The organism is Clostridium sp. TJA020 (assembly GCF_058310295.1).
This window is the reverse complement of sequence record NZ_JBZEFC010000002.1, coordinates 122,283-134,449: the sequence shown is the minus strand read 5'-3', so window position 1 is coordinate 134,449 and position 12,167 is coordinate 122,283. Positions and strand designations below refer to the sequence as shown.

General features: G+C 23.5%; 11 protein-coding genes. 9 read left to right on the top strand and 2 right to left on the bottom strand.

The features are described from left to right. Positions 1 to 48: 48 nt before the first annotated feature. Together AC4FQ1_RS04610 and AC4FQ1_RS04605 are read right to left on the bottom strand one after the other, a co-directional pair. Positions 49 to 1,248: a hypothetical protein gene (locus AC4FQ1_RS04610; protein ID WP_491169062.1), complete on the bottom strand. Its 1,200-nt coding sequence runs from the start codon at positions 1,246 to 1,248 to the stop codon at positions 49 to 51. A 163-nt stretch (positions 1,249 to 1,411) separates the two neighbouring features. Beyond that, positions 1,412 to 2,425: a hypothetical protein gene (locus AC4FQ1_RS04605; RefSeq protein ID WP_491169061.1), complete on the bottom strand. Its 1,014-nt coding sequence runs from the start codon at positions 2,423 to 2,425 to the stop codon at positions 1,412 to 1,414. 246 nt (positions 2,426 to 2,671) lie between these two features. Here AC4FQ1_RS04605 and AC4FQ1_RS04600 point away from each other — a divergent pair, with 246 nt between their 5' ends. The 9 genes from AC4FQ1_RS04600 (at position 2,672) to AC4FQ1_RS04560 (ending at position 12,066) form a co-directional block, all read left to right on the top strand. After that, positions 2,672 to 3,652, top strand: coding sequence for a hypothetical protein (locus AC4FQ1_RS04600; RefSeq protein ID WP_491169060.1), 981 nt, complete (start codon positions 2,672 to 2,674; stop codon positions 3,650 to 3,652). Between the two features lie 130 nt (positions 3,653 to 3,782). After that, entirely contained in the window at positions 3,783 to 4,427 is a 645-nt protein-coding gene (fsa, locus tag AC4FQ1_RS04595) for a fructose-6-phosphate aldolase (RefSeq protein ID WP_303130144.1), read from the top strand. A 302-nt stretch (positions 4,428 to 4,729) separates the two neighbouring features. Continuing rightward, a complete protein-coding gene (locus AC4FQ1_RS04590) occupies positions 4,730 to 5,437 on the top strand; it encodes a M48 family metallopeptidase (protein WP_491169059.1) in 708 nt (235 codons plus the stop codon). A gap of 391 nt (positions 5,438 to 5,828) precedes the next feature. Next, positions 5,829 to 7,673, top strand: coding sequence for a PRD domain-containing protein (locus AC4FQ1_RS04585; RefSeq protein ID WP_491169058.1), 1,845 nt, complete (start codon positions 5,829 to 5,831; stop codon positions 7,671 to 7,673). Between the two features lie 257 nt (positions 7,674 to 7,930). Then, a complete protein-coding gene (locus AC4FQ1_RS04580; RefSeq protein ID WP_491169057.1) occupies positions 7,931 to 8,449 on the top strand; it encodes a hypothetical protein in 519 nt (172 codons plus the stop codon). A 25-nt stretch (positions 8,450 to 8,474) separates the two neighbouring features. Beyond that, positions 8,475 to 9,011: a tetratricopeptide repeat protein gene (locus AC4FQ1_RS04575; RefSeq protein ID WP_491169056.1), complete on the top strand. Its 537-nt coding sequence runs from the start codon at positions 8,475 to 8,477 to the stop codon at positions 9,009 to 9,011. A gap of 219 nt (positions 9,012 to 9,230) precedes the next feature. Beyond that, positions 9,231 to 9,632, top strand: coding sequence for a DUF5684 domain-containing protein (locus tag AC4FQ1_RS04570; protein ID WP_303130137.1), 402 nt, complete (start codon positions 9,231 to 9,233; stop codon positions 9,630 to 9,632). A 342-nt stretch (positions 9,633 to 9,974) separates the two neighbouring features. Continuing rightward, a complete protein-coding gene (locus AC4FQ1_RS04565) occupies positions 9,975 to 10,658 on the top strand; it encodes a response regulator transcription factor (RefSeq protein WP_491169055.1) in 684 nt (227 codons plus the stop codon). Next, positions 10,633 to 12,066, top strand: coding sequence for a HAMP domain-containing sensor histidine kinase (locus tag AC4FQ1_RS04560; protein WP_491169054.1), 1,434 nt, complete (start codon positions 10,633 to 10,635; stop codon positions 12,064 to 12,066). Before AC4FQ1_RS04565 ends, AC4FQ1_RS04560 begins: the two co-directional genes overlap by 26 nt. Positions 12,067 to 12,167 lie beyond the last annotated feature (101 nt).

The window sequence follows — 12,167 nt, the reverse complement described above, 5'->3', positions numbered from 1 at the left end:
TTATACCTACGTTTATTTTGCAAACAATATTAAATTTGTTTAACAAACTTATTCTCTATCATAGGAACAAGGATGGCATGGGTTGTCATGATCTTGTTTATGACATTGTTGGTTTCTTGGAGTTGGAATAGTTAAAACTGATAGCTTTTCTTCAGCTAAAGCATATATAGTTTTCTTTATTAATAATGAAGTTTCTATATTAGCTTTGAATTTAAATTGATTATTATGCATTCCGTGTTTTTCGGAAGTATCAAGTTCTTCAGAAACATCAGCTTCTTCAGAAGCAATAGCTTCTTCAGTAGTGTCAGTTTGAACAGTATAATGTTTCTTATATAAATCAGTTGCAGGTTCTATGCAATCTATAGAAAGACAAGATTCAAAGTTTTCTCTAATTATTACACCAGAATTTGATTGAGGGATACATAATTTACCAAAGAAGTTGTAATGATTTGGTAATCCTAATGTTTTATATAATTCAGTATCATCATGATGAGGAATATATTCAGCAGTAAATGGTAAGCAACCAACTCTACCAGTTACAATAATTTTTAATCCTAAAATTCTAAATGGAATATTTTGTTCTACAACTTTACATTGTCTTCCTTCTTTTACATGATAATTGTCAAAACAACAAGAAGTATTATTAATGCTAAAAATAAGATTATTTGAAATAGATTTATCATTATGACCAAATTTTACTGGATAAGGTATAGATGAACCAGGGATAGGTTGTGGATTTACCTTATTTGAGCAAACTGTAGTATGAGGTTTATGACTAGTTGTTTCATACATTTTACAGTGTTCAAATACTGGGCCTATAACATCATATTTAACACAAATTTTATCTATACAAACTTTGTCTCCACAATTATAATTAGTATTTGGTGGTGGGGAGCTTATAATTTTAAATTCTCTTTTAGCAATTGCAAAATTAGGATTTTCTAATTTTATGCAATCAAATATTCTGTTTGTAAGAACTGGCACTGCCTTAACATTATTTAAATCTGGCACTACTTTAGGTAATCCAGAACAACATTCAGGTTTACAATTTGGTTTAAATGGAGCACAGTCAGTGCAGCATTTTATTTCATCACAATGATGATGGTCTTCGTGATGATGACAATGCTCTTCATGATGGCAATGATCTTCGTGATGACAATTATCATCATTATTAGGTTTTTCTTCGTAGCAATTTAAGTCATTTTCGAAGTATGACATATTATCTTCAGGATATTTACAATCGGACATAAAAAGTTCCTCCTTAAATAAAATAATTTTATAAATTAAATTCCTTACTTTTATATTATGGAGATAACTTAAATTGTTTACGAATAAATTTAATTTTAAAGAAAAATATTGACGAATAAGTAAAAATAAACGTAGGCATAAAGCCTACGCATATTATAATTGTTTATTTATGAGGTTTCATTAATCCAGAATTATTACAGCAATGCTCTCTAGGAGTATTAATAGCTAATACTGATAAGTTTTCTTGAATTAAAGCATATAAAGATTTTATTATTAAAAGTGATGATTCTACAGTTGCATTAAAAGTAAAAGTTGTTGTTCCTTGTAATGGTGTTGTTGGTTCTATACATTCTATAGATAAACATTCTTTAAAGTTTTCTCTTAATGGTATTCCAGAACTTAAATGAGGCAAGCATATTTTACCAAAGAAATTAAATTCAGAAGGTAACCCTAAAATTTCATTTAATGTTCCACTTTGAGGAGCAGATTCAGCAGTAAATGGTATGCAACCAGCTCTACCAGTTACAGTTATAACTAAATCACTAATATAGAAATTAAGTTCTCTTTCTAATACTCTACAATTAGTTCCGTTTTTATTATTATGATGATGACAGCTATGACAACAAGGAATATTTCCAGTTGTAATAGAAAAATCATTTGCAATAATTATATCATTATCAAGCGTTGTTGGGTTAATAGCTGTTGCTGTAGCTAATTCTGAGCATATTGTAATGTTACCGTCTAAGGTATTATCACCGGTAACTATAGCCCCTATTGCATCATAACTAAATGATACTCTATCAACACATACATCAGTACCAGCTGTATATGAACCATTTTGTGGTGGTTGAGAAGTTATAGTAAATTCTAAATCTTCAAACATTCCAAAGAATGGATTTTCTGATTTCATACAATCAAATATTTTATCAGCTAATATTGGTACACTAAAAACTGAACTTAAATCTGGTGTAACCTTTGGTAATCCAGAACAACAATTTGATTTGCAATTTGGTTTAAATGGGTTGCAAGTTGTAGCTTGGCAACATCTTTCAGGCCTTTCAAAACAATTTTCTTTTTCCTCATGATTTAATCTATCATTACAGTTTAATCTATCATTATGGTTTAATCTATCTTCAAAATAAGAATCTTTATCTTTACAATATCTATAATCGGACATAATTTGAAATCCTCCTTAAAATTTTATCAGTTGTCTATCAATTTTTTATATTTTATTGAAGTGTTAAAACTATTTTTTGTAAATTTGATTTACCTACTTATATACTATGAAAATTGTCTTATATGTTTACAGAAATTTTTATAAAGTATATTAAATTATTTAAAGGAGATTAAAATTAGTTGTAATTCATAAGAATAACCAAAATAGAATATATATTTCATAAAAATAACTTTTAGGAGTGAGCATATGTCTTTTGTAAGGGAATATGAAACAATTTTAAAAAAGTCAGATGGAAGTATATATTCAATAAATTATAATAATGGAAGTTTTAGTGTTTATGATGATGAAAAAAATATTTGTAATGAGAAAATTACAAATGAAGATTTAAGCTTTGTTGATGTATGGTTTGATATAGATAATAAAGATAATATTTATGGAATTATAAATAATAAAGAAGGTAAAATTTTATATTTTAATGAACTTAACAATATTAAATCAAAAGTATCTTTTTATAATTATGATAAATATAAAACTTTAATAAAATTTCCTTATATAAAAAATATAAATGATGAAAGTCATATTATTTATTATTCAATGGATGCTTATGATGGAAATTTTTTTAGATTGATACATTATAACAAGGTTGGAGATAAAATAGTAAAACAAGAAATAGATAAAGTTGAATGTATTATTTTAAGTAATTTTTGTGTTGATTTTACTAAGGATATGATGTATGTATTTTATTTTAAAATTGTAGACCAATTAGAAGAAATTTTTGTGTCTTGTTATGATTTAAAAAGTAAAGTGTGGGGAAATCCAATTCAACTTACAAGTACAAATAAACAAAAAGTGTATTTATCTTTAGCAAAAGATAATGAGAATAATTTTTTTGTAACATATTCTGAAAATAATGATAGCAAATATTATTGTATGTGCTTAAAGGTTAATATTTTTGAAGGAAAAATAGTTAATAAAAATATTAAGGTTGTTAATGAGTGTGTTGAGTGTACCTTTCCTCAAGTAATTAGGGAAGGGGATAGCTTATATATTCAATGGGTTGAATATGGAAAGTTAATTGAATGTTTTTCAAAGGATTCTGGAGAAAGCTTTAGTAAAGGAATTATTTATAGTAAGTCAATTGATAGTGATTTTATTAGATGTAACTATGGATCAAATAATTTAGAAGATAAGGATTTAAGCTTAACAACTGTATTTTTAGAGTACTGATAAATGAAGGTTTAATTATAAATATAAAATAAAGTATAGTAAATTTTTGTTAATTTTTATAATAAATACTTATAATAAAACTGTAATAATTTAAAATAGAAGTATAAGTATATAAAGGGGAGTGAGTTTTTTGAAGATATTTATAGATACTGCAAATGTAGAGGAAATAAGAGAAGCTAGTAAGCTTGGAATTTTATCTGGAGTAACTACAAATCCATCTTTAATAGCAAAAGAAGGAAGAGATATTAAAGATGTTGTAGAAGAAATTTGTAGCATTGTAGATGGTCCTATAAGTGCTGAAGTTATGAGCCTTAATGGTGATGAAATGGTAAAAGAAGCTAGAGAACTTTCAAAAATTCACAAAAACATAGTAATTAAAATTCCTATGTGTGAAGAAGGTCTTAAAGCTGTTTCAATTCTTTCAAAAGAAGGAATTAAAACAAATGTAACTTTAATATTTTCACCACTTCAAGCATTACTTGCAGCAAGAGCTGGAGCTAGTTTTGTAAGTCCATTCATTGGAAGGCTTGATGATATAGGAAATCCAGGAATTGAAATTGTAAGGCAAATATCAGAAATGTTTGCACTTCATGGAATAGAAACCGAAATTATAGCAGCTAGTATAAGAAATCCAATGCATGTTTTGGATTCAGCTATGGCAGGTGCAGATATAGCAACAATACCTTATAAGATTATAGTAAGTATGACAAAGCATCCTTTAACTGATGCTGGAATTGAAAAATTTATAAAAGATTATGAAAAAGCTAATAAATAAGGCTAAAAAAATAAAATTATAACTTTATTTTTATATGAAAAATTAATTAGTAATTATGTATAAGTAAAGTAATTTATAAACAATTATAGTATTATAAAGGAAAAAGAAGAAAGAGGGGAGCTTTTAGAGAAATTTAAAGCTAACCTCTTTTTTAATATTTATTTTTGTTTGATAATTATTATTAAAAATTATATTATAAAATAGAAAGTGTAAGGTTTTATTTTAAATCAATTTTTAAAGTAGCATTAATTATGGTTTTAAAATTATTTAAATATATAGTATAAAAATTGGGAGCGAAAGCTATGAAAAAATTAAAAATAAATAAAAATGAGAAGGAGATAGAAGTAACTCTTATAAGAAAAAATGTTAAAAATATAAATTTAAGAGTTAAAGATTCAGGAGAGATAACTGTAACAGCCAATAATAAAGTTGATGAAGAATATATTATAGATTTTCTTAAAAGGAAGATGGATTGGATTTTAAAACATATAGATGAGTTTGAGGAAAGAAAAAAGCTTAAAGTAAAAAAAGAAAAGTTGCTTAAAGATAATAATATAATATATTTAGGAAACATATATAAAATTAAGGGTGTTAAAAGTAATAAGGAATATGTAAAGCTAGGGAAAGACGAAATTTATGTATTCTTAAAAGATAAGGATAATTTACATAAAATAAATTTAGCATTAAATAGATGGTATAAGGATAAAATTAATGAGGTATTTTTAAAAGTTTATAGGGAAACGTTTAAAAAATTTAAGAGATATAATATAAAGCATGTTGAAATAAAATCAAGAAAAATGAAAAGAAGATGGGGTTCTTGTAATCAAAATGATAGAATAATCACTTTAAATAGTGAACTTATTACAAGAAATATTGAATGTATTGAGTTTGTTATGGCACATGAGCTTGCACATTTAGTTCATGCAAATCATAGTAAAGATTTTTATGAAGTTTTAGAAGATGTTATGCCAGATTGGAAAAATAGAAAAGAAGCTTTAGGAAGTATATAAAGTATAAAAAAGCTTTAGGAAACATCTAAGGTATTATTTTAAAATAATATAAATAAGTGAAACTTAAATTTAATATGTAGTTTAATTAAATATATTTATTAAGAAAACTAACCAGTAGAATTTAAATTTCTGCTGGTTTTATTATTTAATGAACTTATTTATTATGCAAATTTGTATAATATAAGAAAAATATACTTAAATAAAAATATATTTGTAAAAATTTTTAAGGTAAACTAAAAGAGTTTATTTAAAGTATTTATTTTATTATAGAGCTTTTATATTAGTTTATTTTTATATTTTACAATATATTTAGTTAATAATTTGAAAAACAACTAAAATTGGTGATATAATCCTAATGAAAAGGATTAAATTAACTAGGGGAGAGAATATTTTGAAAAATAAGGACAGAGTCGAAAGGTGTTTGGAAGATTTAACTTCAAGATTAATAGATAGAGAAGATTTTTTGGGCATAGAAACAACAGAAATTGCAGAGAAGCTAAATTTAAAAAGAAATTCTGTTAGTCACTATTTAAACGTTTTAGTAGATGAAGGGAAAGTTATAAAAAGAAAAAGTAGACCTGTTTATTTTATTCATAAAGGTGTTATGGATAAGTATAAAGAGGAAAAGGATATAATCGAAGGCAAAAAGGAAAAATCTTATTATACTTATAAAGATGTTATAGAAGAAGAAATTTTAAAATTAAAAAGTTTTTTAATTGAATATGACAAAAGAAATATAACTATAGATTATTTAAAAAAAGAAGTAAGATTATGTGTAAATAAAATACTTAGCATTATAGTTTATAAAGATTTTGATTTTAATGATGAAATTTTGAGAAATAATTATAATGAAAGTGTAAAAGTTGCTCTTGATAAAAGTAGTAAGTTATATGGATTTAAGTATTATAAAAATGCAGTTAATGCAGTAAGTAAAATATTATTATTTTTTAATAAGTACACTGAAATTGATGAATTTTTTGATGACTATAATAAAACAAGAATAAGAGAAATAAAAAATAAAATTTTCTGGAAAGAAAATATAATTTCAGATTACATAATAAAAGAATTATCAAGTTTAATAAATTATAAAAATAGTTTTATTATAGATTTCTTTTTTACAATTTACATATTTACAATAACAGATAATAAAGATTTAAAAACAAATATTATACTTATGGCACATGGGGAGTCTACTGCTAGAAGTCTATCAAGTGTTGTAAATAAATATTTTGGAGAATTTTTAATAACTCCTTTTGATTTTTCATTAGATACTAAAAGAGAAGATAAAATTAAGACTATAAAAGGATATTTAAATTCAGTTTGTACTTTTGGAGATAATATTATATTAGTTGATATGGAAGAATTGCTTGAAATTAGTGATGAAATTGAAAGCATAGTAAAGGGACATACATTAATTATAAAAAATATAACTACTGATTTTATTATAGATATATCTAAGAAAGTTAATGAAGGTTCTGATTTAAATTCTATTATTAAACTACTTGAAGAAGAAAGTAATTTTAAATATAAGCTTGTTAAGGGTAAAAAGAAAGAAAGAGCAATTCTTACAACTTGTGTATCTGGTATTGGAACTTCTGTAAAAATAAAAGAACTTTTATCAAGATGTATTGATGATAAAGAAATAAATATAATACCTTATGAGTATGGAAGACTTGCTAATAAAGGCTTAGATGATGAAATTTTTAATGATTATGATGTTAAGCTTATAATAAGTACAACAGATTTAAAAATTGAAGGAATTGAATGCATTTTATTAAATGATTTAATGAAAATTAAAAGTTATGAAAAGATAAATAAGGCTCTTATTGAAAATATAGATAAAGATAAAGTTCAAATAATAAGAAAAGACTTAGCAAAACATTTTTCATTTGAAAATATAATAAGTAAATTAACTATTTTAAATCCACAAAAAACAATAAATGAAGTTGAAACTATTGTTATATCTATGGAAAAGAAGTTAAAGAAAAACTTTACTCCAGAACTTAGAATGCTTCTTTATATTCATATGAGTATAATGATTGAAAGACTTATGATTAATAAGGGAATAGATTGCAAGGAAGATGAATTAAAGGATTATATTAAAAATAATAAAAGAATAATAAAAATTATAGAAGATAGCTTCTATGAAATAGGAAAAGAATATAATTTGGTCATAACAACAAAAGAAGTTCAAATTATACAAGAAATAATTGAGGGACGTATAGGGAAATTATAAATTAATTTAAAAAAAGACATGTATATCCTCCATTTAGGTTAGATATGCATGTTTTTTGTTTATAAATTAATAAGTATTATTTTAAAAAAAAGAGAAGAATTTGTAGTAATATTTAATATTTTTACAAATTAACAAAATATTATTTAACAATAGGTTTTATTTGGTTCACAGAAAAATAATTACTGATTAATTATTATGATACAAATTATTGATAAAATTTTTTTATAAAATAAAAATATTAGAAATGGGGAAAAAGAATGAAAAAATTTCAAATAAATGATTTATTAAAACAAATAATTATTATAAATAGAAACATTAATCCAGCTGATAAGGAAAAATTAATAAAACAAATAAAATATAAAGAAGTTACAAGTCTTCAAGGAGTTAAAATAATAGAAGGAATATTAAATTATGGTGTTATTTTAAGTGAAGAACAGATAGAATCACTTCCTTATGTAGATTGTAAGAGGTTAAACACTGCATTATATTTAATAATTAAATGTTATAAAATTATGGATATAGAAAGCTTAAATGAAGCTTTAGATTCAATGCTTACAATTAATATTGATGAAATAACTGGTGGATTTTATGAGAGAGATACAATTGCAGATGTATCAGCGGTAAACGATATTATTGAAGGATATGTTTTAGCTTCTAAGCCTTTAGAAGATGATGATTATAACATAGGAAATGATGAAATAAGTATAGATAAAATAAAAATCAATTATGGAAATAAAGAGATGATAAGAGAATTTAATCGTGAATTATTTAGTTAATTATAAAACTAAAGGAGTGATAAAAATGAAAAATATAATAAGACTATTATTAGGTTCAGCTTTTATTTGTACATTAGCGATTTCTCTTGTAGGATGTAACAATAATTCTATATCAAAAAACATTGATGCAGCAAAAGAGTTTATAAATAATAAAGAATATAACAAGGCAGAAAGTGCACTTGAAAATGTAATTGACCAAGATAGCTCAAACAGAGAAGCAAAACAATTAATAGATATAGTAAGTAATTATGAAGGTGCATTAGCTCATTATAATGCTGGTGAATATAAGGATGCTGTAAAAGAATTAAATGAGATTCCAGTAGAATATAAAGATTATAAAATTAAAGATGATATAGATAATTTAAAACATGAATTAGCTTTTCAAATTGATAAAACTAAAGACGTAAATGGATATATAAAAAAGGCAAAGGATTTAATTGCAAAAAATAAATATGATGAAGCAGAAGAAGTTATTGAAATGATAGATGTAAATTCACCAAATAAAGCTCAAAGAGATGAAATCAATAATCTTATGACAGAAATAAGTAAACATGATGATTAATTTAAGTAAGATTTTAAAAATAAAACTTAAATAAACAAAGTAGCAAAGTAAGTAAAAGATTTAAACTATATATAATATTAAAATTTAAATTAAGAAGTTTTATACTTAAAATACTAAAGAGAATTAGAAGAATTTAAAGAGAGCTAGAAGAATTTACTTGTATAAAATAGAATGATTTAAAGAAAAATAATAGTATAATGAAAGGAGTGGATTCATATTATGTATACAAATGTTTATAACATGCTTTATGAAACAGGATCAACTACTTTTGGTATTATTTTATATGCTGTGGTATATTTAATTGAAATATATCCCCTTTATGTAATGGCTAAGAAAGCCAATCTTAGCAATCCATGGCTTATGTTTATTCCAGTATTTAATATGTTTAAGCTATATCATTTAGCAGGACTTTCTTACTGGTATGTATTGTTATCATTTATACCATTTATAGGATGGATTGTACCTATAATAGTTTTATACAGAGTCTTTAGAAACTTTGATGTTGGAGTTCTTGGAAGTATACTTGGGGTTATATTCTCCTTTATAGGCTTCTGGTATCTTGCATTAAGTAACAAGAGATTCGTTGGTGAAATACCAGATAGATTTAGAGAATATATTTAAAATAATTTAAATAATGTTAGTATGAGTCATCTATTTAAAGATGGCTCTTTCTTTATATTTTAAAATATAAAAAATTAAACGAGGAATTTATTTAAAACAAGTAGTTAATTTTAAAATTATTAAATTATAAAACATTAAAACTAATACTAAAATTCTAATGTGAAATTTACGTGAAATTAGAAAATAAAAGTCTATAAAGTGTTAAAATGAAAAATAATAAAAATCTATTTAGTTAAAACTTATTTAGTAAATAATAATCTAATTTTAAACTTTAAATTATTTTAGTTTGAAATTAATAAGAGTTAAATAAAAATATCTATTAGGAGGTAACTTAATTTCATTATGGAAAAAATATTAGTAGTTGAAGATGATAAAAAAATAAATGAGCTTATTGTAGAATTTTTAAAAAGTGAAGGCTATAAGGTTATAGGAAGTTATGATGGAATTGATGGTTTTAGTAAATTTAAAGAGAATGAATTTGACTTAGTTATTTTAGATGTAATGATGCCAAAGCTTGATGGATATGAATTATGTAAATTAATAAGAGAAATAAGCAATATTCCAATAATATTTTTAACAGCACTTAGTGAAACAGGAGATGAGATTAAAGCTTTTGATATAATGGCAGATGATTATATAACAAAACCTTTTTCTTTTAATATACTTATAAAAAGAGTTGAGGCTATTTTAAGAAGAACTAAAATAAATAAAAAAGATAATGATAATTCTAAAGAAAAATTAAAGTTTAATGAAATAACTATAAATCCAAATACTTATAAAGTTTATGTAAATGGAGAAGATGTAGAGTTTACATTAAAGGAATTTAATATATTAAAGCTTTTAATGGAATATTATCCAAATGTAGCTTCAAGGGAATTTATTATGGATAAAGTTTGGGGATATGATTACTACGGGGATATGAGGGTAATTGATGCTCATATAAAAAATATACGAAAGAAAATAGTTTATAATTACATAGGAACTGTTAAGGGAGTTGGATATGTACTTAAAGAACAAATGGAATAACCTTGGAATAAAGAATAAATTATTTATAATATCAACAACTGTTATACTTATTACATCAATAATAACTTATACAATTTTGTTTTTTGTAGCACCAACAATATATTCAAATTCTAGAGAAAAGTCTATAAAAAATTCAACAGAAAACTTAATTAAGCTTATAGAAAATGATAATGAAGAAAATTATATTAAAGAACTTGATAAATTTTCTTATGAAAATAAAGGGTTTGTATTACTTAAAACTTTAGATGGGAAAGTATTATATGCATCAAATGATTTTTTAATTAATAAGCCTCTATTTTCAAGAGAAAAGTATTTAGGTTCAACAATAAATAATATAAACAAAAAAGAAGAAATAAAAATAATTAAAAGAGTAAAATTAAAAGCTTTAAACGAAGAATGTATTTTAGAAATATTATCACCAAATAAATTAGGTGGAGAAATACAAGGGGCAATGCTTACAATATTACCTATAATATTTTTTATAACAATAATAATTGGAGTATTATCTCAATATGTTTATTCAGTAGTAATAAGCAAGCCACTTCTAAAAATAAATGATGTATCAAGAAAAATTTCAAAAATGGATTTTGATGAAAAATTAAATTATAAAGGTAATGATGAAATCGCAGAATTATCTGAAAGTATAAATTCAATAAGTGAAAACTTAGAAGAAACTATAAATGATTTAAAAGAAGCAAATAAAAAGCTTTTAAGTGATATTGAAAGAGAAAAACTTCAAGACAGAAGAAGACGAGATTTTATAAAAGCTATATCTCATGAACTTAAAACACCTATTACGGTTATAAATGGGCAAATAGAAGGAATGATTTATAATATAGGTCCTTATAAAGATAGGGATAAATATTTAAAAGAAAGTTTAGATAGTGTAAATGATCTTAAAGTTTTAGTTCAAGAAATAATAAATCTTGCTAGATATGAGGAAAGCATAGCTTTAAATTATGAAAATATTAATTTAAATGATTTGGTTTATGAGATTGTTTATGGATATAATTATTTAAAAAATGAAAAAAGAATTGATATAAATATAAAAGAAGAAGGAAGTATTAATATTTTTGCTGACAGCAATATAATTAAAAAGGTTATATCAAATTTAATAAATAATAGTATAAAATATTCAGATGACAATAAGGATGTAAATATAATTTTAAAATCAGATGGAACTTTAAAAATAATTAATTATGCAGAAGAAATAGAAAATATAGATAAGGAAGCTATATTTACAGCTTTTTATAGAGGAGAAAAATCAAGAAATAAGGAAACTGGAGGAAGTGGACTTGGTCTTTATATAGTTAAGACCCTTTTAGAGCTTCATAAGGATATTGATTATAAAATTGATACTAAAGATGGAAAGTTTATATTTATATTAAAATTTAAATCTATTAAATAAATTATAAAGATTAAATAAGTTAAGGAAAAAGAAAAGTAGAAGTAACAAAATGTTATTTCTACTTTTTTACTTTAAAAATAATATTATTAATTTCACTTAAT